The organism is Lysobacter cavernae, assembly GCF_042648505.1.
Classification (GTDB): Bacteria; Pseudomonadota; Gammaproteobacteria; order Xanthomonadales; family Xanthomonadaceae; genus Lysobacter_L; species Lysobacter_L cavernae.
Map to the genome: position 1 here is coordinate 548,111 of NZ_JBHRXK010000001.1, position 24,209 is coordinate 572,319.

Sequence of the window (24,209 nt, forward strand, 5' to 3'; positions counted from 1 at the left end):
AAGTGGGGATCAGGCGGTCGCGCCGGCCTGCAAGCGCCGTGCAGCCAGTTCCTGCTCAATGCGCGATTCCATCGGCTTGTTGATCTCATACAGGAACAACAACGCTATGCACGTCAGGAACGGCAGCGAGGCGTACACGCTCACCGCCATGCGGATGCCGTCCACCGTCTGCGCTGCCTGCACGGGTGCGTCGGCGGTGTAGCCGTAGTAGGCCAGGATGCCCGCGACCAGCGCACCGCCGACACTCAAGCCGATCTTCAACCCACACAGCATCGCCGAAAAGATGATGGCCGTCGCGCGCCGGTTGTTCTTCCACTCCGAGTAGTCCGCCACGTCGGCGATCATCGCCCACAGCAGCGGGATGGTGATGCCGTAGAAGAAGCCGTGCAGGATCTGTGAGACAAACACCACCCACGTTGCCTGCGGTGGAAACACGCAGAACGCCAGCATGAACAGCGTGGACACGAACAGTGCGCCACCGAAGACATCGCGCTTGCCGAAGCGGTCTGCCAACCGCTTCGAGAACCCGATGCCCAGGATCATGAAGACGATGCCGCCCGCGTTGAACAGACTCAGCGCTGACGTGGGCGCATCCTTCGGCCACTGGAATTCGGTCAGGCCCACGCTGGTCAGCACCGAGTTGAGTCCGGCGATGAAGCCATTGAAGCCGACCTGATCGAGGAAGCCCGCCAGGTGCGTCGCGCTGAGGTAGTACTTGAAGTAGTACACGTACATGCCGCCCTTGAGCGCGAGCGTCATGAACACCAGGATGGTCAGCAACAGCATCACCACCCACGGCCGGTTGCGCGCCAGGTCACCCAGATCCTGCGCAACGCTGGACTTCTGCTCCGGCGCGGGGACGATGCGCTCCTTCGTGGTGAGGAAGGTGATCAGGAAGAACACGGTGCCGACGATGGCGAACAGCATCATCGTGTTGTGGAAGCCACGCACCTTGTCGCCGTCGCCGAGGATCAGCACCAACGGCAGCAGCAGCACCTGGATGACGAACTGCGCCACCATCACCGCCACGAAGCGGTAGGCGGACAGGCTGTTGCGCTGCGCCATGGAACCGGTGAGCACACCGCTCAGTGCCGAGTACGGCAGGTTGTTGGCTGCGTACACCATCACCAGCAGCGTGTAGGTCGCGAAGGCGTAGGCGACCTTGGCCTTCGGAGCCAGGTCGGGCGTGCTGAAGGCCAGCAGCGAGAACACCCCGAACGGGATCGCCGTCCATAGGATCCACGGCCGGAACCTGCCCCAGCGCGTGACCGTACGGTCGGCAGCGATGCCGATGATGGGCGTGAACACGAAGGCGCCCAGCATGCCGACGACGAAGATGATCGTCGCCGCCGTACCGGGCGCAATGCGGTACACGTCGGTGTAGAAGAACGCCAGAAACGTCACCAACGTCTGGAATATCAGGTTGGCGGCGAGATCGCCCAGGCTGTAGCCGATCTTCTCGGCGACCGACAACGTTTCGGAAGTGCTGTTCATGTGCCCCTGGCGTCGAGATTCTTGGGCCCCGCCGCAGCGAGGCCGATGTGGCGCGGCCCGCCCGTTGCTCGATGCACCGGAACGGGCCGCAGGTTACGGGTTACAGCTGTCGGATCACGATGTGCGATTGATCAGAACGTGCCGCGCACACCGATCGTATACGTGGTGCCCGGATCGTACATGTCGTTGACCGCATTGTCGTAGGCGAAGAAGGAACGACGCTCCTCGCCAGTGATGTTGAGCACGTTGAAGAAGATCTGCGGCTCGGACTTGATGCCATGCAGCGTGTAGCTGGAGGACAGGTCGAGCTGGCCGCGGTCTTCGCCGTAGATTTGCGCGAACGGGATACCCTGCTGGTTCGGACCCGTGCCGACGGCGCCTTCCTGCCAGTTGTACGACAGGCGCACCGAGGCGATGTCGTTCTCCCAGTAGGTGGTGGCGTTCCACATCTTCGGCGAGACGCCATAGACGTTGCCGGCCAGTGCGTTCGCGTCCTTGCCGATGGTGTCGATGTTGAGCTTCGAGAAGTTGGCCATGAAGCCTAGGCCCTCGAACACGAAGTTCAACGGCTGCACCCAGATCAGTTCGATGCCGCGGATCTCGAGCTCGGCATCGGCGTTGACTTGCTGCTGCACGTTCACCGTCGCCACGTCCGCGCCACCGCGATTGTTGATGGCCCGCTGCTGGTCGACGGTCAGCGATTCGAACGGAATGCCCAGGCTGGTGAACGGCCGGGTGGTCACGCCCTGGTAGGTGTAGCCCTCGATGCGCTTGTTGAACAGTGTCACGCCGACGAAGCCTTCGCCGCCCGTGTACCACTCGCCACCGATGTCGAAGTTGGTGGAGATGTACGGGGTCAGGTCCGGGTTGCCCTGGTTCGCAATCTGCGCCGAAATGTCGGTGAAGGTGGTGGCCGGCAGCATCGAGCTCGGGTTCGGGCGCGTCATCGTGCGCGAGGCCGAGGTGCGCAGCACGATGTTATCGGCCACGTCCCACGCCGCGCTGAACGACGGCAGCCATTCGGCGTAGTCGCCGCTCAGCGTCTGGTAGTTGCGCACGCCGTTGATGGTCACCGGGCCCTTGATCTGCTGGTCGGTCTGCGCGTAACGCACGCCCATGTTGAAGCGCATGGTGCGGTTCCAGATCTCCGACTCGCCGTTGACCATCATGAAGGCGGCGGTGTTCGCCTCGTCGAAGCCGCCGGTCGGCGCGCCGGTGTTGGCACCGGACGACTCGCCCGCGTTATCACGATAGAAGGCGTAGTTGGTGTCGGCCATGAAGCGGTTGAAGTCCACCGTCACGAAACCGAACGGGCCCGGCGTGATGTAGTTCGGCAGTTCAGAGGTCGGCACCTGCGACAGTGCGTATGGCTGCCAGTTGGTGCCGGTATCGCCGAAGCCGACGATGGTGCGGTAGTTCTCGTCCCACGCGAGGCCGAAGGTGACGTTGTTGCGGTCGTCGCCCAGCTGCAGGCTGGCGTTGAGGCCGCTGGTCTCGGTCACGCGCTTTTCGTTCTGCGCCCACACGCGGCCGCCGGTCCAGGTCCAGCCGATGTTTGGGTCGTTCAGATCGAGGTCAGTGGTCCAGCTGGGGATATCGCCGTTGTTGGTGTACTGGATCGTGGTGAGCGGCGAGTTGAACAGGATGGTCGGCGAGTCGCGGCGCATCCAGCTGCGGCTCATGCTGCCCTGCACGTCCAGCTTGACGTCGTCGGCGAAGTAGAACGTGCCGCCCGGCGTGACCTGCCAGTACTGCACTTCCTCGTGGTACGGACGCGCTTCGAGGAAGTACTGTGCGTTCTCGAACGTCGCGCTGGTGACGACGTTGTTCGCGTCCAGCTGCATGTTCGTCGGAACCATCGCGCCGTTGCGGCCGATCAGGTTCATGTCGATGCGGTCGTTGCTGCGCTCGGCCTTCGTGTACAGGACGTCCATGTACATGTCGACGTTCTCGTTCGGGCGCCACTGCATGGAGCCGAGGAACGAATCGCGGTCGCGGTCGCCGGACATGTGCACCGGGCGGCCAAGGCGCGGGATCAGCGCTTCGCCGATCTGCGCCGTGGTCAGGCCGGGGTTGTGGTCACGCAGCCATTGCGCGTCGATGACCTCGCCCGGACGGCTCGCGATGCTGGACGGAATGCGCCAGCCGTTGCCGCCGGTCGTGTTGCAGGGCTGGCCCATGGCCGGGAACTGGTTGCCCGGAGCCGTGTTCGGGTCGCCACCGACGCACTGCGAGTTGGTCAGGTTCGGATTGGTCCAGCCCACCGTCTCGTAGCCTTCCACGCCGAGCTTGCCGCGCGCGGACGTCACGCCGGCCAGCACGCCGAAGGTCTTGTCTTCGTTGAGCCAGCTGCCGATCACCGTGCCGCGCGGGCTGGCTTTCTCGGCGATGTCGTTGTAGTCGGCCTGCAGGATGTAGGTCAGCTGCGATTCCGGGCGATCGAACGGGCGCACGTTGCGCATGTCGATCACGCCCGCCGCGCCGCCTTCGGTCAGCGCCGCCGTCGGCGACTTGCTGACCTTGATCTGGCTGAAGAACTCGGTCGGGAACAGGTTCAGGTCGACTTCGCGGTTCTGGTTGGTCGAATCCAGGCCGATGGAGGCCGTGGCGACCGACGCGCCGTTGATGGTCGTCTTGGTGAAGCTGTTGGGCAGGCCGCGGATGGCGACGTTGAGACCTTCGCCGTTGACGTCGCGGTTGAGCTGGATGCCCGGGATGCGTGCCAGCGATTCGGCGATGTTGACGTCCGGGAACTTGCCCATGTCCTCGGCGAAGATCGAATCGGTGAAGCCCGTGGACTCGCGCTTGGCCTGGGTCGAGTACTCCAGGCTCTGGCGGAAGCCGGTGGCGACCACGCGATCGAGTTCCTTGATCTGTTCGGATTCCGTCCGCTCCGCCGGCGCCGCAGCCGGCTCGGCGGCTGGAGGCTGCGACGCCTGGGACGACGTCTGCTCCTGCGCCGAGGATGTTGGCTGCTGCGGCTGCGCCTGGGCGAACACCGCGCCGCTGGCCAGGCCAAGCAGGGCGACACTCAAGGAACGCGACAACACCGTTCTTGCAATCAGCATTTCCACCGTACTCCCCTCCCGTTTCTGGTGATCGGGTGGCGTGCGACGTGGTCGCATCATCACCGGCTTATTTTTTTGAATTGATTCCGAAGGAACCCTCGTGACCCGCCATGCCTCGGCGCGCCCTTGGTCTCGATGGTAGCGCTACCATTTGCAGCATGCATGCTGCAGGGCAACATGATCTCGCTGCGCTGCAGCATAGACACCACGCGGTTTGTGACGCAGTACGCGTTGAATTTTTTGCCTGTGGTCGGCGCTTATGCGTGCGTGGTAATGATAGCGCTACCATTCAATCGATCCGACCAAGCTCGCGAGGGATACAGCGATGCAAACCACCGCGCACCATTGCGTCACGCGAAAGCCCTGCACCGCCATCGATGCGTGCCACGCCATGCATACGGAACGGGCATGAACGACGGTGCTCCGGTCGCGGTCACGTCCACCCCGGTCGCTCGGGTCGGCCTGTACCGCTGGCGCATCTGCGCGATGTTGCTGGCGGCCACCACCATCAACTACATCGACCGCCAGGTACTCGGCGTGCTCGCGCCATTCCTGCAGACGGAGATCGGCTGGAACGAAATCGAATACGGCTACATCGTCACCGCATTCCAGGCCGCCTACGCCATCGGCCTGCTGTGCTCCGGCGCAATCATCGACCGACTGGGTACGCGCATCGGCTACGCCATCGCCATCAGCGTCTGGAGCCTGGCAGCGATGAGCCATTCGCTGGCGACGACCGTCGTGGGCTTTGCCGCCGCGCGCTTCATGCTGGGCCTGGGCGAGGCCGGCAACTTCCCGGCGGCAATCAAGACCGTGGCCGAATGGTTCCCGCGCAATGAGCGCGCGTTCGCCACCGGCATCTTCAATTCCGGCTCCAACATCGGCGCAATCGTCGCGCCGCTGATGGTGCCCATAGTCGCCACGGCGTTCGGCTGGCAGGCGGCCTTCCTGGTCACGGGTGCGCTCAGCGCGCTGTGGCTGGTCGCGTGGCTGTGGATCTACCACGCGCCGGAGGACCAGCCCAAGCTGTCGTCGGCCGAACTGGCCTACATCCGCAGTGACCCGCCCGAACCGTCAGTGCGCGTACCGTGGTCGCGCATCCTGCGCCATCGCCAGGCTTGGGCTTTCGTCGCGGCAAAGTTCATCACCGACCCGGTCTGGTGGTTCTTCCTGTTCTGGCTGCCCAAGTTCCTGCACGCCGAGTACGGCCTCACCCTGCTCGGCCTGGGCCTGCCACTGATCGTGATCTTCGTGATGGCCGATGTGGGTAGCATCCTGGGTGGCTGGATCGCCGGGCGCTTCATCAAGCTCGGCTGGAGCGTCAACCGCGCGCGCAAGACGGCGATGGCGATCTGCGCCTGCATGGTGGTACCGATCGTTTTTGCGGCGAAGGCGGAGAACCTGTGGGTTGCCGTCGTATTGATCGGCCTGGCGACCGCTGGTCACCAGGGCTGGTCGGCGAATGTGTTCACGCTCACCTCCGACATGTTCCCACGCCGCGCAGTGGCCTCCGTGGTAGGCATCGGCGGCTTTGCCGGCGCGGTGGGCGGCATGATGATCGCCACCTTCACCGGCTTCCTGCTCGAAACCACCGGCAGCTACGTCCCGGTGTTCCTGGTGGCCGGCTCTGCGTACCTGGTCGCGCTGGTGGTCGTGCATCTCCTCGCACCGCATCTGGCACCCGCGCAACTGGACGAAGCGAAGCACGTATGAAACCTGCATCCATGCCACTCATGAAGCACCTTCTACTCGTGGCGCTGGCAACGCTGCCGTTGCACCTGCACGCGCAGGACACAACGCCGCACACCGCGCTGGCCGTAGGCCACGGTAAATTCCTGGGCAGCGCCTACAGCCCGTCGCAGTCCACCGACTTCATCCGCTACTGGAACAAGGTCACGCCCGAGAACGCCGGCAAGTGGGGCGAGGTCGAGAAGATGCGCGACCGCATGGACTGGCGCGGCCTCGACGAGGCCTACCGGTTTGCCAAGGACAACGGCCTGCCCTTCCAGATGCACGTGATGGTGTGGGGTAACCAGCAGCCGGAATGGATCGAGACGCTGCCAGTCGCCGAACAGCGCGAGGAGATCGAGGAGTGGTTCGCCGCCGTCGCGCAGCGTTACCCGCAGCTGGATTTCGTCGAGGTGGTGAACGAGCCGCTCAATGATCCGCCGACCAAGGACGACGAAGGCGGCGGCCACTACATCGACGCGCTGGGCGGCAGTGGCAAAACCGGCTGGGACTGGATCATCACGTCCTATCGCCTCGCCCGTACGCATTTCCCGAACGCGAAGCTGCTGATCAACGACTACAACATCACCAACAAGCCCGACGCAACCCGACGCTACCGCGAAATCATCGACCTGCTGCGCCGCGACGACCTGCTCGACGGCATCGGCGTGCAGGCGCATGCGTTCGCGACCAAGCCGGGCGTGCCGATGTCGGTGCACCAGGCCAACCTCGACCTGCTGGCCGCGAGCGGCTTGCCGATCTACGTGACCGAGCTCGACATCGACGGCGCCACCGACGAGGAACAACTGAAGGACTACCAGCGCATCTTCCCGCTGTTCTGGGAGCACCCGGCGGTGCGCGGCATTACCCTGTGGGGCTTCCGGCCCGGGCTGTGGCGCGAGAAGGAAGACGCCACCCTGGTGCGCGCCGACGGCAGCGAGCGGCCGGCGATGGCGTGGCTCAGGCGTTACCTGCGCGGCGAAGCGAAAGCGCCGCCAGTGCATGGTCATACTGTGGTCGGGCGCATCGAACGTTTCGATCACGCGCTCGATGCACTGGTGCCGGCCGACGCGGTGGTCGAGCGACTCGCGGAAGGATTCACCTGGTCGGAAGGCCCGGCGTGGATCGACGACGGCAAGTACTTGCTGTTCACCGACGTGCCGGGCAACACGATGTACCGCTGGTCGCAGGACGAGGGTCTGGGCCTCTTCGAGCGGCCTTCCGGCTACACCGGCCTGGCCGACCCGGCGATGCGCGAAGCCGGCGCAAACGGCTTGCTGCCAGTGCGCGACGGCGGCCTGCTGCTCGCCGATTCGGGCAACCGCAGCGTGGTGCGCATGGACCTGGCCAGCCGCAAGCGCGTCACGCTGGCATCGCGTTACCAGGGCAAGCGTCTCAACAGCCCCAATGACCTCGCCCAGCGCGGCGACGGCAACGTGTATTTCACCGATCCGCCGTACGGACTGACCGGGCTGGACGCGTCGCCGCGCAAGGAGCTGGCGTTCAACGGCGTGTACCGCATTGACCGCGATGGCACGGTGCACCTCATCGACGACCGTCTCAGCTTCCCCAACGGCATCGCGCTGTCGCCGGACGAAAGCACGCTGTACGTGTCCAACAGCGACGCGGGCAACCCGGTGTGGATGGCCTACGCGCTCGATGCCAAAGGCAATGCCAGCGATCGCCACGTGTTCGCCGATGCCTCCGACCTGGCCGGGCCACAGGCGCCGGGCGTGCCCGATGGCCTGTGTGTCACCGCCGATGGCCACCTGTTCGCCAGCGCGCCCGGCGGCATGCTGGTGTTCGCGCCAGACGGTCGCCGGCTCGGCCGCATCGCCACCGGCCAGGCGGTTTCCAACTGCGCGCTGGGCGACGACGGCCGCACGCTGTACCTGACCTCGGTGAACGCATTGCTGCGCGTGCGCCTGTCACGCACGCCCGAGCAGCCACGCCCCTGAGCGGACGCGCCGCGGCGGTGTCGTCGCGATCGCACCTGCCGCCTCCACACTGAAGAAACCGCTGCCATGAACGCCCACGCCCGACCCCTCGCCCTGCACGAAGACCGGCTGTTCCCGCCCGATCCCACGCAGCGTGCCATCGCCCGCCGGCTGTACGCGCAGGTCGCGCACCTGCCGATCGTCAGCCCGCACGGTCACACCGATCCGGGCTGGTTCGCCGACAACGCGCCGTTCGCCAACGCTACCGAACTGCTGTTGGTACCCGACCACTACGTGTTCCGCATGCTCTACAGCCAAGGCGTGCCGCTGGACGCGCTTGGCATCCCGCGCGCCGACGGCTCGCGTGCGACAGTGGACCCGCGTGAGGCGTGGCGAACGCTAGCGCGCAACTTCCACCTGTTCCGCGGCACGCCATCGTCGATGTGGCTCAACCATGTCTTCCATGACGTGTTCGGCCTGCGCGTGCGCCTGGACGCGTCCACCGCCGACGAGTACTACGACCGCATCACCGCCGCGCTGCAGACGCCTCAGTTTCTGCCGCGCGCGTTGTTCGAGCGCTTCAACATCGAGGTGATCGCCACCACCGAGTCGCCGCTCGACCTGCTCGAACATCACGCCGCGATCCGCGACAGCGGCTGGCGGGGGCGCGTCATCACCGCCTATCGCCCGGATCCGGTGGTCGATCCGGAGCACGAGCAGTTCCCCACGGCGCTGGCCCGGTTCGGCGAGATCACCGGCGAAGACGTGACCACCTGGGATGGCTACCTGCGCGCGCACCGCCAGCGCCGGGCGTTCTTCGCCTCCATGGGCGCGACCTCCACCGATCACGGCCATCCCACCGCCGCCACGGCCGACCTGCCGCCGGACGAGGCGCGCAAGCTGTTCGACACCGTCGTGCGCGGCGCCGCGACGCCCGCGCAGGCCGAACTGTTCCGCGCGCAGGTCCTCACCGAGATGGCCGCGATGAGCCTGGACGACGGGCTGGTGATGCAGATCCACCCGGGCTGCTTCCGCAACCACAATGCCGGGTTGTTCGAACGCTACGGTCGCGACAAGGGCGCCGACATTCCGTTGCGGACCGAGTACGTGCATGCGCTCAAGCCGCTGCTCGACCGCTTCGGCAACGACCCGCGCCTGACCATCATCGTATTCACTCTTGACGAGAGCACCTACTCGCGCGAACTGGCGCCGCTGGCTGGCCACTACCCGTCGCTGTTCCTCGGCCCGGCATGGTGGTTCCACGACGCGCCGGAAGGCATGTGGCGCTTCCGCGAGCAGACGCTCGCCAGCGGCGGCTTCTACAACACCGTCGGCTTCAACGATGACACGCGGGCGTTTCTGTCAATTCCGGCGCGGCACGACGTGGCGCGACGCATCGACTGTGCCTTCCTGGCGAAGCTGGTGGCCGAACACCGGATGGACGAGGACGAAGCAGCGGAGGTGGCGGTGGACCTGACGTACCGGTTGCCGAAGCGGGCATATCGGTTGTGATTGCATCGGACAGCACGTCGCAATCCAGCGCAATGAGCACGGATATTCCTCCCTCCCCCGCTCGCGAGATAGCGATGGGGTGGAAGCGATTCGCCCACACCATCGGCGTGCTTCCCCTCGCGACACCCCTCTGCTGCAGGCGGGAAAGTGGGCGCAGCACGCTTGCGTTGGCAGCCATGGCCATGTGTCTGGTGATGGCGTCGCATCCGGTCGCCGCGACGGGTGGACCTGCGCCACGCGAACGCATCCTCATCGATACCGACTGGCGCTTCCACAAGGGCGATCCGCAAGGCATCACGCACGAGTTCGACTATGACGTGCGGCCGGAAGTCGCCCGCAGCGAGGACGGCAAGGCCGCCGATGCGCGTCCCGAGGAAGCAGCGAAGCTTGCATCGCGTTCCGCGCCCGTGCTCAAGCTGTGGATTCTTCCCACCGCCAATCCGCTGATCCGCGATCCCGCAAAACATCACGCGCGCCCCGCCGGTCATCCCGGCAGCGACGTGACGTTCGTGCAGGCGGACTTCGATGACGCGACCTGGCAGCACGTGACGCTGCCGCACGACTGGGCCATCACCGGGCCGTTCCTCAAAGACGGCCCCTACGGCGGCATGGGGCGGCTGCAGACATGGGGGCCCGTGTGGTACCGGCGCACGCTCGACATCCCCGCAAGCGATCGCGGACGCTCGATCTTTCTCGATGTCGACGGCGCGATGTCCTATGCGACCGTATGGCTCAACGGCAAGCTCGTCGGCGGCTGGCCGTACGGCTACAACGGCTGGCGCGTGGATCTCACCCCGTATGCGGTGCCTGGCGGCGAGAACCAATTGGCGGTCCGCCTCGACAACCCGCCAGAGTCTGCCCGCTGGTACCCCGGCGCAGGCCTCTATCGCAACGTCTGGCTGGTAAAAACCGATCCCGTGCATGTCGCGCATTGGGGCACACGGGTGACGACACCGCAGGTGTCGAAGGAACGCGCGACCATCGCACTGGACGTTTCGATCGACAACGATTCCGGAAGTGAAGCCAACGTGGCCGTCGTCACCGACGTCTATCCACTCGATGCCAACGGCGCCAGGACCGGCCGTGTCGTGGCGCACATCGACGGCGGCCATACGCAGGTCACCGCGAAGTCGAGCGCCAAGCTGTCCGCCTCCACCACCCTAGCCCACCCTCGCCTGTGGGGCCCGCTACCGACGCAGCAACCTCATCGCTATGTCGCCATCACCACGGTCACGCGCGAAGGCCGCGTCGTCGATCAAGTCGAAACGCCGTTCGGCATCCGCTCGATCCGCTTCGATGCCAACGAAGGCCTGCTCGTCAACGGCGAACGCACCGTCATCCGCGGTGTCAACAATCACCATGACCTTGGCGCACTGGGCGCGGCGTTCAACGAGCGCGCGGCAGAGCGGCAACTGCAGATCCTGCGCGAGATGGGAGCCAATGCGGTGCGCATGGCGCACAACCCACCGGCGCCGGAGCTTCTGGAACTCACTGACCGCATGGGACTACTCGTCGTTGATGAAGTCTTCGACTCGTGGGAGCGCAAGAAGACACCGCTCGATTTCCACTTGATCTTCCCCGACTGGCACGAGTCCGACCTGCGCGCGATGTTGCGCCGCGACCGCAACCATCCGTCCATCGTGCTGTGGAGTGTTGGCAACGAGGTCGGCGAGCAGTACACCGGCGAGGAAGGCGCGGCGATCGCGAGACGGTTGAATGCGATCGTCCACGAGGAAGATCCCACGCGCCCGACCATCAACGCGATGAACTGGGCCAAGCCCGACATGCCGTTACCCAGCACACTGGATGTGATCGGATTGAACTACCAGGGCGAAGGCATCCGCGATACGCCCGAGTTCGAAGGCACCGACCGCATCCGCACCAAGCCGCAGTACGACGCCTTCCATGTCGCGTTCCCCGACAAGGCCATCGTCAGCACCGAGACTTCCTCGGCATTGAGCAGCCGCGGCGCTTACCTGTTTCCAGTGACCAAGGAGACCAGCGCGCCGGTGCGCGACGGCCGTGGCGGCGATACTACGACCCGTCAGGTCAGCGCGTACGAATTGCACGCAGTGGACTTCGGCTCCAGCGCGGACAAGGTGTTCGCCAGTCTGGACCGGCATCCGTTCGTCGCCGGCGAGTTCGTGTGGACTGGTTTCGATTACCTGGGGGAGCCCACGCCCTACTACGACTCGCGCAGCTCGTACTCGGGCATCGTCGACCTCGCCGGCTTTCCGAAGGACCGCTACTACCTCTACCAGGCACGCTGGCGCCCCGACCTGCCAATGGCGCATCTGCTGCCGCACTGGACGTGGCCGGGCCGCGAGGGACAGGCAACACCGGTGCACGTGTTCACTTCGGGCGATGAAGCGGAACTGTTCGTCAACGGTGTTTCACAGGGCCGCAGGAAGAAGGCGCCGTTCGAATACCGCCTGCGCTGGGACGACGTGGTCTACGTGCCCGGCGAACTGCGCGTGCAGGCGTACCGGGACGGCAAACCCTGGGCCGCGTCGACCACGCACACCGCCGGTGCCGCATCGCAGCTACAGGCGGTGGCGGACCGGCGTGAGATCGCCAGCGACGGCCGTGACCTGTCGTTCGTGACGGTTCGCGTGCTCGACCGCAACGGCCGACCGATGCCGACCTCGAGTGCGCACCTGCGCTTCAGCGTGGAAGGACCGGGCGAGATCGTTGCGTCCGACAACGGCGATCCGACCGACATGACCTCGTTCGTATCGCGCGAGCGCAACGCGTTCAACGGCCTGTGCCTGGTGATCGTGCGCGGCCTGCCGGACCGCAACGGCACGATCACGCTGCGCGCCGAGTCCGGATCGTTGCAGCCGGCGTCGATCGAGCTGCGGTCCGTCGCCCATCCGTGAACCGTGGCGGATGCGGCGTTGGCCACATCCGCTGGATCGATCAGGCTGCGGAAGCCAGTGCCTGCGATACCGCCGCCGGCGATCCATCGCCGAGTTCGGCATAGGCGTGGCGCAATGCATCGACGAAGCGCGCCTGCTTCGTCAGATCACCAAACACCGCATCGACGCCGAGGAAGGCATCGACATCGCCCATAGCGTCGCCGGTGCAGGCGCGTCCGACCTGCGACAGCACTTGATCGAGCGGATCGACCAGGGCCACGCCCTCGCCGGCCTGGCGCCGCACGAACTGTATCCAGCCCGCGACCGGCAGGCACAGCCACCCGATCGGGCGCCCCGCGGCGAGCGCGTCGCCGATGGTGCCGAGCAGACGCACTGGCAGCTTCTGCGATCCGTCCCACGCGATCTGCGACAAACGGTGGCGCACCGCCGGGTTCTGGAACCGCGCGAGGATGGCATCGATGTAGCGCTGCGCATCGAAACCGCGCGGCGCAGCGACGTTGGGTGCGATGGCCTCGCGCATCAACCGCTCGACAAAACCGGCAAGCACTGGTTCGGTCATCGCCTCGGCCACCGTCTCGATCTGCAGCAGCGAGCCCAGGTAGGCCAGCGCCGAATGGGGCGCGTTGAGCAGCTGCAGCTTGGCGCGGTCATAGCCGGCGATGTCGTCGCTCATGGTCACGCCGACCCGCTCGAAGGCGGGGCGACCGTTGCAGAACAGGTCTTCCACCACCCATTGCGCATAGGTTTCGCGCTGCACCGGCCAGGCGTCCATGCAGGACAGCGCCTGCGCGACGCTGTCACGCAGCGCGTCGTCAGTGGCCGGTGTGATGCTGTCGACCATCGAGCGCGGAAATGCGACCTCCGCTTCGATCCAGCGTGCCAACCGTGCATCGACGTGCTCGGCGTACTGCAGCACCACGCGACGCAGGCGTCGGCCGTTGTCGGGCAGGTTGTCGCAGCTGAGCACCGTGTACGGCGCAACCCCCATCCGCCAGCGCCGAAGCAGGCCGGCGACCAGGTAGCCGATCGCACCGGCGGGTGCTTCGGGCGATGCCAGGTCGCGCACGATTTCCGGATGCGCCAGGTCGAGATCGTCGCCGGACAAGCAATAGCCTTTCTCGGTGATGGTCAACGTGACCAGCCGCACCTCCGGATTGGCCAGGCGCACCAGCACCGCAGCGCGCTGCTCGCGCGCGCACAGCAATTCGCGGATCGCGCCGATCACGCGCAGCTGCGGTCGCTCGCCGAGCAGCGCCAACGTGTACAGACCGTCCTGCGGCTGTAGCGCATCGCGCACGTCGGGATTGCGCAACGACACGCCGCTGATGGCCCACTGCGGATCATCGACGAGCAGGTCGTCGACGTAGGCCGCCTGGTGCGCACGATGGAACGCGCCCACACCAATGTGGACGATGCCGATGCGGGTGGCGCCGAGGTCGTAAGCGGGGCGGACGACCGTGGCAGGCAGCGTCGCCAGCGTGGCGGGGGTGAGGCGTGTCGAGTGGTGATGGGTCATGCCAGGCTCTTTGGATTGCATTCGGATCGCGACACGCAGCGCGCCTGTCCGTCATTCCCGCTTTCGCGGGGATAACGTAAACCTGCAGGATGGTGCTCGCCTGCGTTCCGCACCACTTACTTCGTCACCGTCAACGCCTTCGTGCTGCGCACGTCCGCACTCGACGCACCCACCTGCACTTCGTATGCCCCTGGATCGACCGAGTACGCATCGCGCTGCTCGTCCCAGGTGCGCAGGTCTCGGTCTGGCGTGATGGTGAAGGTGACCTCGCGCGATTCGCCAGGCTGCAGGTGGACGCGTTGGAATCCGCGCAGTTCCTTGCGCGCGCGTTCTCGCTTCGGCTCGGTGGGCTTGAGGTACAGCTGCACCACCTCATCTCCCGCGCGCGCGCCGGTGTTCTTCACCTGCAGCGACACCTTGACCGGCTGCGAGGGGGTCGCGCGCTTGCGGTCCAGGTGCAGGTCGCCGTAAGCGAAGCGGGTGTAGGACAGGCCGTGGCCGAATGCGTACAGCGGTTCGCCATCGAAGTAGCGGTAGGTGCGTCCACGCATGGCGTAGTCGTCGAACGCGGGCAGCTTTTCGTCAGCCTTGTAGAACGTCACCGGCAAGCGGCCGGCGGGGTTGGCGTCGCCGAACAGAACGTCGGCGACCGCGTTGCCACCGCGCTGGCCGGGGTACCACGCCACCAGGATCGCTGGCAGGCTCTGCTTCGCCCAGTCCACCGCCAGCGCGGAGCCCGTGGTCAGCACCATCACTACCGGCTTGCCGGTGGCGTGCAGCGCTTGCAGCAGCTTGCGCTGTGTTTCCGGCAAGCGCGTGTCGGTGCGGTCGCCGCCAGCGAAGCCCGGATAGTTGACCGTCATCTCCTCGCCTTCGACGTCACCTGTCAGTCCGCCGACGAAGATCACCACGTCCGATTCGCGCGCCACCTGCAGCGCTTCCTCAAACGGCGGCTTCGCGCCCGGCATGCGCCAGGCCAGGCGGATGCCGGCATCTCGTTCGTGTTCGTAGTACTCCAAACGGATCTCATAGGCGCGGCCGCCCTGCAGTTGCACGCTGGCGTGCCCGGCCTGCAGGCGGTCGCGGTCCTTCCAACGGTCGAGCAGCAGTTTTCCGTCCAGGTAAAGGCGGACACCGTCGTTGGCGGCGGCTTCCAACTGGTAAGTACCCGACACCGGCGGCAGCAGCTGCCCGCTCCAGCGGATGCTGAAGTCGTCCGCCGGCACGGCCTGGCCACCGTGCGCCTCGCCGCGCGCCATCAGGTTGTCGGTGGGTGAGCCGCGGTCCCAGCGGAAACCGATCTGCGCATCCACGCGTTCCAGCGCCGGCGTGCCCGACAGGTCCCGCGTGCGGAAGTACTCGCCGCGCAGGCCGCGCTCGGTGGAGCCGGCGGCGGGCCGCAAGTATTGCGGCTCGATCAACGGCATCGCCGCCGGATCGTCGCGGCCTTCGACCAGATCGACGCCGCGCGCATGCACGATGTGCGCGTTCGGCGCGGCCTCGCGAATGCCTTGCAGGACGGTCACCGGCGCAGCCGGCGTACCGTAGTAGTTGCCCAGCAGCGCCATGGTGTCGTCGGCGGTCGGGCCGACTACGGCGATGCGCTTGACCTCATGCGACAGCGGCAGGATGCCGTCGTTCTTCAGCAGCACGATCGACTCCTGCGCGACCTTGCGTGCCAGCGCGTCGTGCGCTGGCGCCTGGTTGACCGAGTACGGAATGCGCGCCCAGCGAACACTGGAAGGCGGATCGAACATGCCCAGCCGCATGCGCGCGGCGAACAATTGGGTCACCGCGGCGTCGACCTCAGCCTCGGAGATCAGCCCCTTGTGAACGGCAACGGGCAGCGAGGGCGCGTAGGTATCGCCGCAATCGAGCTGGGTGCCGTTCTTCACCGCGAGCGCGGCGGCTTCCTCGGGCGTGGCGACGATCTTGTGGTGCTTCCAGATGTCGACGATGGCCCAGCAATCGGACACGACATAGCCCTTGAAGCCCCACTCGTCGCGTAGCACGTCGCGCAGCAGGAACTGGCTGGCACTGGCCGACTCGCCGTAGACACGGTTGTAGGCGCCCATCACCGCAGCCACATCGCCTTCCTTCACCAGCGTCTCGAACGCCGGCAAATAGGTCTCGCGCAGGTCACGCTCGCTGGGGCGCGCGTCGAAGGTGTGTCGGTCGGCTTCCGGCCCACTGTGCACGGCGAAGTGCTTGGCGGTGGCGTCGAGCTTGCGGTACTTGGGATCGTCGCCTTGTAGGCCATTGACGAAGGTCACACCCATGCGCGCGGTGAGGTACGGGTCCTCGCCGTAGGTTTCCTGCCCACGGCCCCAGCGCGGGTCGCGGAAGATGTTGATGTTCGGCGACCAGAACGTGAGTCCCTGGTAGCGGCCGCGCTTGTCGTGGCGCGCGAACTCGTGGTGCTTGGCACGTGCTTCGTCGCCGATGACCTCGGCGATCTGCGCCATCAATGGCGTGTCGAACGTCGCCGCCATGCCGATGGCCTGCGGGAACACCGTTGCGCCGCCGGCCCGAGCGACACCGTGCAGCGCCTCGTTCCACCAGTCGTACGCGGGCACGCCCAGGCGCGGTATGGCCGGGGCGCCGTTCGCCATCTGCGCTGCCTTTTCCTCCAGCGTCATGCGCGACACCAGGTCGGCGGCGCGCTGATCGAAGCTGCGACTGGTGTCGAGGTACGCTGGAGCCGCTTCGTCATCAACGGCATTACCCGGCGGCGCACACAGTGCCTGCGCGCAAACAAGCAGCATGCAGGCCATTGCGAGCGAGCGCAGCGCAAGTGCGCTGTATCCGATCTTGCCACCATCCCCGCGAAGGCGGGAATCCATGGACCTGCGTTCGCCTTCGGCATTGGACGCGCTTCCGGCAACGTCCATGGATCCCCGCCTTCGCGGGGATGACGAGAAAGAAAGAACGCGTCCCGCCGAATACTTCCGTCCGTTCACGCCACGCATTTCAATCTCCTTATTCCGTCGTGTTGGTCCGCGCGTACGGCCCCACCGTCGCGCCGATGAAACCGCCCGCGACATCGGTGCTGAGCACCGTGCCGTCCACGCCTTGCTTCAACCAGGTCCAACCGGAGCCCGCGTCATAGGCGAACGCGTAGCGGCCGGCGTCGCCTTCGATCTTCAGCTTCATGTGCGTCGTGCCGCGTGGCAACGACGCCGTCGCCAACGTGCGCGTTTCGTCGCCGCGCTGCATGCGCAGCGTCAGCGTCACGCGCCTTCCTTCACGACTGGCGACAAAGGCGAGCCAGTGTTTCTCGTTCTGGAACGCGGCCAGCCCGGCCTCGGTGCCGGCGTCGGCAGGAACGTCGAGTGCAGTGCTCGCCTCGAACGCAAGATGCTGCTGTCGCCGCGCCAGAAATGAGGGGTTGCGCAGCGTGTCAAGCCCTTCACGCTGTGGATGTATCGCCAGATTTCCCGGCGACGACGACAGATCCGCCCAGTCCTGCTTCGGCACGCGCACGTACATCCAGGTCGCATCGAGCGCGGGCTGGTCGAACTCGTCGCGCCAGGTGAAGTTGCCGCTCAGTGGCGCCTGGTCGGCGTCACGCTGAAGGAACGAAGGCGCGTCGGCAACCTGCGGAATGCGCGCGTCATGGTCGAGGATCGTCGGCCATCCGTCCTTCCAGGTCACTGGCAGCAGGAAGGTTTCGCGACCAGTGTTGTAGTGCATGCGGTCGTACACGCGACTGGCGAGGAACACCGCCCACCAGCTGCCGTCCGTCGCTTCGACCAGATCGGCGTGACCGGCATTAGTGATCGCGTTGGCGCGGTCATCGGCAAGATCGCGCTGAGTGAGTATCGGGTTGTGTTCGTACGGCGCATATGGCCCCCACACCGAACGACTACGAGCCACCACCTGCGAATGCTGCGGGCCGGTGCCGCCTTCGGCGCAGACCAGGTAGTACCAGCCGTCGCGCTTGTAGAGGTGCGGGCCCTCGATCCAAATCGGCTGCTGCGACAGGTCCATTCCGCCATTGAGCAACACCTTGCGCGGGCCGATTGGCTTGAGCGTGGCAAGGTCGAGTTCCTGCATCCAGATGGCGCGATGGCCGTCGTACAGCGGCGTCCCCGGTGGCGCGTCGTTGTTGATGAGGTAGAGCTTTCCGTCGTCGAAGAACAGCGAGGGGTCGATGCCATCGATGTCTTTCAGCCAGACCGGGTCCGACCACGGCCCGGCCGGGTTCTTTGCGGTCGCGATAAAGTTGCCGCCGGCATCGACCGAAGTGTTGACCACGTAGAACGTGCCGTCGTGGAACTCGATGGCCGGCGCGAACACCCCGCGCGACATGCCCAGGCCGTCGAAATCGAGCTGCGACGGCCGGTCGATCACATGACCGATCTGCGTCCAGTGCACCAGGTCGCGACTCTCGAACACCGGAATGCCCGGAAAGTAGGCAAATGTCGAGTTGACCAGGTAGTAACGATCACCTGCGCGCACGATGCTGGGATCGGGATAGAACCCGGCCAGGATGGGATTTCGGTATTGGTTCGGCTTCAGCGGTGCATCGAACGGCGCATCGTGGCCACGGTACTGGAACCAGTCGAATAGCACCGGGCGGGCGGCGTGCGCCGTGGCCGACAGCGCGGCCATGGCCAGGGTCACGAGGATGCGACGCACGCCCTTCATGTCTTTACCAGTCCCACATCGCGCCGTCTTCCAGGCGCGCGATCGGCAGCTGCTTGGGAGCGTACGGATAGCGCGCGGCAAGCTTCTCGTCGATGGTCACGCCATGACCAGGCGTGTCACCGACGTGCAGGCGGCCGTCACGGAAGGCGTAGTCGTGCGGGAAGACTTCGTTGGCCTCGCCGGAGTGGAACATGTATTCCTGGATGCCGAAGTTGGGCACCCAGGTATCGAAGTGCAGCGCCGCACCCATGCACACGGGTGACAGATCCGTGGCACCGTGGAAACCGGTGCGAACCTGGTGCAGGCCGGCGAAGTCGGCCAGGCGGCGGATATGGGTGATGCCGCCACCATGCACGATGGTGGTGCGGATGTAATCGATCAGTTGGTTCTCGATCAGGTGCTTGCAGTCCCAGATCGAGTTGAACACCTCGCCCACCGCGAGCGGCGTCACCGAGTGCTTGCGGATCAGCTCGAACGATTTCTGGTTTTCGGCCGGCGTGGCGTCTTCCAGCCAGAACAAGCGGTACGGTTCGAGATCACGCGCCAGTCGCGCGGCCTCGATGGGCGTGAGTCTGTGGTGCACGTCGTGCAACAGTTCGACACCATTGCCGTGGTGGGCGCGGATGCGCTCGAACAACTTCGGCACCACCTCCAGATAGCGCGGCGTCGACCACACCGTCTCGGCAGGCAACTCGCTTTCGGCTGGTTCGTACGGCTTGCCGCCGCTGGAGATGCCGTAAGCCTTCTTCACGCCGGGCACGCCACATTGCGCGCGCACGGCCAGGAAACCCTTTTCGATGTACTTGCCGACCTCGTCGCTGGCCTCTTCGATGTCGCGGCCGTTGGCGTGTGCATAGACCAGTGCGCCCTCGCGCGAGCGTCCGCCCAGCAGTTGGTACAGCGGCAGGCCAGCCATCTTGCCGAGGATGTCCCACAGCGCGACGTCGACGGCGGCGATCGCCGTCATCGTCACCGGGCCGCGGCGCCAGTACGCGCCGCGGTAGAAAAACTGAAAGATGTCCTCGATGCGGCCGGCGTCGCGGCCGATCAGGTTCGGCACGAGGTGGTCCTGCAGGTACGACGCGACCGCCAGTTCGCGGCCGTTGAGCGTGGCATCGCCCAGGCCGGTCACGCCCGAGCGCGTGGTGATCTTCAGCGTGACGAAGTTGCGACCCGGGCTGGTCACGATGACCTTCGCCTCGACGATCTCGCGATCGTGCGCGGAGCCGTGGCGGTGTTCGGAAGTGTCAGGTGTGCTCATCGTGCGTGGTCGTCTGCGGAAGCCTGGGGAAGGGGGATTTCGAAAGGGCCGGCAGGCAGGTTCGCGCCATCGAACAGCGTGCACACCGGGCCGTCGGCCCAGCAGTAGCGCACGCGCGTGGCCTCGTGTGCGTTGGCTGCGCGCAGGGTGACGGTGTTGCCCCACGCCTTGGCGTCGGCGTAGCGGCAGCTGCCGGGCTGCGCGCGGCAGAGTTCGAAGCCGATGGCGCCGTCGGCACCGCGCGCGACCAGGTCGCCGCTGTTGCCGGTGAAGCCCAGCACGACTGCATCGTCGGTGCGGCGCACCGATTGCGGCACCGGACCGGACGGCGGCAACGCCTCGCCGTAGACAACATGGCGCGCCGCGCGCGCGAGGCGGCGGCCGACTTCCTGCTTGTTGGGTGGGTGGATGTCGTAGTGGTCGCCGATGTCGATGGTCACGACCAGGCCGGTGTCCGCATCGCCGTTGGCGACATTGCGCTGCGCTTCGCGCAACGCGGCCCATCCGCTTTCGTCCGGCTTCGACCTGGGCATGCCGTAGCCGGCGAGTTGCACGAGCAGCAGCGGCGTGCCATGACCGAAACGCGAGCGCCAGTCGTCGCGGAACACGCGCAGCAGCTCGCCGTACCGCGCGGCTTCGGAGGTGTTGGACTCGCCCTGGTACCAGAGCATGCCACGCAGGTTGTAGCGGCCCAGCGGCGCGATCATGCCGTTGTAGAGCGTCGACAGGCCCGCCGCCGTCTGCCACGGTGCGCGCGGCGGCGAGTCGGTGCCGGGCTCGGCGCGGTACTTCCACGGGTTGGACAACGGCACGCGGCTGCCGTCCTTGAAGCGCAGCGCGTGCGCCGACGCGGGACCGGCCAGGCCACCGTCGCGGTAGGTGTCGAGCACGTTGACGACCACCGAATTCTCACCGACCTTGAGCAACCCGCGCGGCAGCGCGTACTCGCGGCCGTTGCCGGCGCCGTACGTGCTGCCGACGGCAACACCGTTGACCCAGGCCATGTCCATTTCATCCGCGGGCGCGAGTGCGAGCACCGCGTCCTGCGCCGCCTGCTGCGCGGTCAGCTTCACCGTCGTTCGGTACCAGAGCATGCCGTCAAACCGTGCCAATTCCGGCACGCCCCACTTTTCCCACGCGCCCAGGTCGCGCGGCGCGGTGCGCCAGTCCTTGCCGGGGACATGACTCGCGCTCCACGGTTCGTCGCCCGGCTTCGCATCGGGACGCGCCTTCCACCAGCGCGTCCAGATCTCGCCCCAGCGGCCTATCGCCGGCACCGGGTCGGCCGCGTACTGCGCGAGCACATCGAGCTCGTCGTTGTAGAGGCCGGTACCGCGCAATGCCGGGCCGCTGGTCCAGGCCTGGATGCGCGAACCGCCCCACGCAGCATTGATCAGGCCCATCGGCACGTCGACGGTCTTCTGCAATTCGCGCGCGAAGAAATAGCAGGCGGCGGAGAAGTCGCGGACCGTCTCGGTGTTCGTCGGCGTCCACTGCACCGGCGAGGCTAAGGTTTCCTGTGGCGTCGCCGCGCCGCTCTGCGGCACGGTGAGCAGACGGATGCGGTCGTTGTCGGCGCCGGCGATTTCAGCGCGTGCATCGAGCGAGCGCCACACCTGCAGTTCCATGTTCGACTGGCCAGAGCACAGCCATACGTCGCCGACCAGCACGTCACCGACGTTCTGCACCACGCCACTCGTGCTGGCGGTGAGCGTGTATGGGCCGCCTGCCTTCAGCGCGGGCAGCGTCGCGCTCCAGCGCCCGTTGGCATCGGCTCGCGCGCGCCCGCGCTTGCCGGCGAAGGCAATCTTCACTTCCTCGCCGGCTTGCGCGCGTCCAAACACGCGGATCGGCTGGTCGCGCTGCAGGACGGCATGATCCTGGAACATCGCGTGCAGCAGCGTGGCGCGCGCGCCTTCGGCCGCGGGCGCGACGAAGGCGACAAGCGTCAATGCAACGCCCAGCAGCGGCGCAAGCAGGTGGTGTTGCATGTCAGCCATTCCCCGGGGCGAACGGAAATTCAAGCGATTCGTAGTAGTCCAGCGTGTGCGCCGGCGGCGCGTAGCCGGCCGGCAACGGGCGCTGCGAGAACGTCTGGAAGTAGGCGATGCTGGCGTCACGCCACCACTGCGCCTCCTTCTCCTGGATCGCCAGGAAGGCCGCGACCTGCGCGTGGCGCTCGGGATCGATGCGACCGGCCAGACCCGCCCAGGTGGTGCGCATGCCGCGCACGTAATCGACACCCTGTGTGTAGTGCACGACCAGCTCGTCCCACAGCGGGCGGCCCGACGTCGTCGTGTAGTCCCACGGCAAGTGGTGGAACCACAGTAGGAACTCCTCCGGCGTGCGTTGCGGGTCATTGAACTGCGCTGCGACCGGCTTGGCGTACTGCGACACGGCATCGCTGCCGCGCGTGGTGCGGTCGAAGCCGATGCCGTCCTGGGTCGCGCGGTGGTAGTACACCGCGGTCCAGTCCGCGCGCGGGCCGCCTTCCACCCATGGGCCCGGGCCGTAGTGGTGGCCGCGCCCCATCAGGTGGTGCAGGCCCAGCGGCGTCATGTAGTCCACGACCGCCTCGCGCGAGCCCATCATCATGCTGACGACAGGCTGGACGACACCGGCGTCGTTGGAGAACGTCATGCGCGCCCACTCTTCGGCGATGTCGCGCGATGACGACTCCGGGTTCCACGCCAGGCGGCCGAAGGCGTACCAGTTGGCCTGGTCGAAGTGCGAGCCGCTCCAGTTGCGGTCGCTGCCGATATTGGCCACGCCGGCCATGCCGGTGAGTTTGTAGCCGTGCAGCGAGCCGTCGACGACTTCCGCGACAGTGGTGCCATCGGCCTGCACCTTCGTGTCGGCGCGCAGTGTTTCCTCGAACAGCGGCCCCAGGTACGCCAGGTGCGTGGCGAAGCCCAGGTATTCCTTGGTGATCTGGAACTCCATCATCAGCGGCGTCTTCGGCATCGCCCCGAACAGCGGATGGAACGGCTCACGCGGCTGGAAATCGATGGCACCGTTCTTCACCTGCACCATCACGTTGTCGCGGAACTTTCCGTCCAGCGGGACGAACTCGCTGTAGGCCTGCTTGGCGCGGTCATCCGGCGTCTCGTGCGAGTACACGAACGCGCGCCAGATCACGGTGCCACCGTGCGGCTTCACCGCATCGGCCAGCAGGTTGGCGCCGTCGGCATGCGTGCGCCCGTAGTCCTGTGGACCGGGCTGGCCCTCGGAATTGGCCTTCACCAGGAAGCCGCCGAAATCCGGGATCGCCGCGTAGATTTCGTCCACTTTCGCCTTCCACCACTGCCGCACCTGCGGATCGAGCGGGTCTGCGGTCTTGAGACCGCCGATCTCGACCGGCGCGCTGAAGCGCGCGCTCAGGAAAACGCGGATGCCGTAGGGACGGAACACGCCCGCCAGCGCTGCCGCCTTCGCTATGACCATCGGCGTGAGCTGCTGTGCGCTGGCGTTGACGTTGTTCAGCACCGTCGCGTTGATGCCGATCGACGCGTTGGCGCGCGCATAGTCGGTGTAGCGCGGGTCGATGTAGTCGGGCAGCTTGTGCCAGTCCCAGATCGACTGACCGGCATAGCCGCGCTCGACGTGGCGGTCGAGATTGTCCCAGTGGTCGAGCATGCGCAGCTGCGTGCGTGGGGCTTCGCGGATATCGAGCGCACCAACCGGCTGCTGCGTTTGCAGCAACCGCAGGTAGTGGAAGGCGCCGTACAACGCGCCGATGTCCTCGTTGGCGGCGATCACCGTCGCGGCATGGCCATCGACGACCACGCTGCGGATCAGATAGCCCTCGCGGCCCAGGCCGGCGGTCTTCAGGCGCAGCCGCTCGATCAGCGGCGACGAGGACGGCGTGCCGACGATGAGCGCGCCGTCGACAGTAGCGGCATCGGCCAGTGCCGGCGCCGAGCCGAGCAGGCCCTCCAGGCCGCGCTGCAGTTCGGTGAGGGTCGCGACCTGGGTCGGCGTGCGGTCGCTGGCGATCAGCACGGTCGCGTGCACCCGGTAATCCTTCGCGCGTTCCGGCTTCGCGGCAGCGACGGGCTGGTAGCGCAGCCACAGCTCATAGCCGTCCTCGGCACGTGCCGGCAGCGCACACAGCAGCATCAGCAGCCAGCCCGCCGCGACCAGCATGCGGGCCAACCACAATGC

12 protein-coding genes are annotated in these 24,209 nt (G+C 66.4%); 4 read left to right on the forward strand and 8 right to left on the reverse strand.

All coding sequences use genetic code 11. The features are described 5' to 3' along the window. Positions 1–9 precede the first annotated feature (9 nt). Together ACFOLC_RS02470 and ACFOLC_RS02475 are read right to left on the reverse strand one after the other, a co-directional pair. Positions 10–1,494: an MFS transporter gene (locus ACFOLC_RS02470; RefSeq protein WP_386757188.1), complete on the reverse strand. Its 1,485-nt coding sequence runs from the start codon at positions 1,492–1,494 to the stop codon at positions 10–12. Positions 1,495–1,625: 131 nt separating this feature from the next. Then, positions 1,626–4,568, reverse strand: coding sequence for a TonB-dependent receptor (locus tag ACFOLC_RS02475; protein ID WP_386757190.1), 2,943 nt, complete (start codon positions 4,566–4,568; stop codon positions 1,626–1,628). A 402-nt stretch (positions 4,569–4,970) separates the two neighbouring features. Here ACFOLC_RS02475 and ACFOLC_RS02480 point away from each other — a divergent pair, with 402 nt between their 5' ends. The 4 genes from ACFOLC_RS02480 to galB all read left to right on the forward strand — a co-directional run bounded on the left by ACFOLC_RS02480 (position 4,971) and on the right by galB (position 12,618). Then, positions 4,971–6,275 (forward strand): MFS transporter, encoded by a 1,305-nt coding sequence (locus tag ACFOLC_RS02480; protein WP_386757191.1) that lies wholly within the window; start codon positions 4,971–4,973, stop codon positions 6,273–6,275. A 20-nt stretch (positions 6,276–6,295) separates the two neighbouring features. Further along, entirely contained in the window at positions 6,296–8,248 is a 1,953-nt protein-coding gene (locus tag ACFOLC_RS02485) for an endo-1,4-beta-xylanase (protein WP_386757193.1), read from the forward strand. Positions 8,249–8,314: 66 nt separating this feature from the next. After that, a complete protein-coding gene (gene uxaC, locus ACFOLC_RS02490; protein WP_386757195.1) occupies positions 8,315–9,739 on the forward strand; it encodes a glucuronate isomerase in 1,425 nt (474 codons plus the stop codon). A 182-nt stretch (positions 9,740–9,921) separates the two neighbouring features. Continuing rightward, the gene (gene galB, locus ACFOLC_RS02495) at positions 9,922–12,618 is read left to right on the forward strand and encodes a beta-galactosidase GalB (RefSeq protein WP_386757943.1); all 2,697 of its coding nucleotides are present in this window, start codon (positions 9,922–9,924) and stop codon (positions 12,616–12,618) included. 40 nt (positions 12,619–12,658) lie between these two features. Here galB and ACFOLC_RS02500 read toward each other — a convergent pair whose 3' ends face one another. The 6 genes from ACFOLC_RS02500 to ACFOLC_RS02525 form a co-directional block, all read right to left on the reverse strand. Beyond that, positions 12,659–14,134, reverse strand: a complete 1,476-nt coding sequence (locus ACFOLC_RS02500; protein ID WP_386757196.1) for a mannitol dehydrogenase family protein — start codon at positions 14,132–14,134, stop codon at positions 12,659–12,661. 116 nt (positions 14,135–14,250) lie between these two features. Then, positions 14,251–16,908, reverse strand: coding sequence for a glycoside hydrolase family 3 protein (locus ACFOLC_RS02505; RefSeq protein ID WP_386757945.1), 2,658 nt, complete (start codon positions 16,906–16,908; stop codon positions 14,251–14,253). A gap of 205 nt (positions 16,909–17,113) precedes the next feature. Beyond that, entirely contained in the window at positions 17,114–18,784 is a 1,671-nt protein-coding gene (locus ACFOLC_RS02510) for a glycoside hydrolase family 43 protein (protein ID WP_386757198.1), read from the reverse strand. Positions 18,785–18,788: 4 nt separating this feature from the next. Continuing rightward, positions 18,789–20,045, reverse strand: coding sequence for a D-mannonate dehydratase ManD (gene manD / locus ACFOLC_RS02515; RefSeq protein ID WP_386757200.1), 1,257 nt, complete (start codon positions 20,043–20,045; stop codon positions 18,789–18,791). After that, positions 20,042–22,036 (reverse strand): sialate O-acetylesterase, encoded by a 1,995-nt coding sequence (locus ACFOLC_RS02520; protein WP_386757202.1) that lies wholly within the window; start codon positions 22,034–22,036, stop codon positions 20,042–20,044. Before ACFOLC_RS02520 ends, manD begins: the two co-directional genes overlap by 4 nt. A gap of 1 nt (position 22,037) precedes the next feature. After that, the gene (locus ACFOLC_RS02525; protein WP_386757947.1) at positions 22,038–24,191 is read right to left on the reverse strand and encodes an alpha-glucuronidase family glycosyl hydrolase; all 2,154 of its coding nucleotides are present in this window, start codon (positions 24,189–24,191) and stop codon (positions 22,038–22,040) included. Positions 24,192–24,209: the final 18 nt, after the last annotated feature.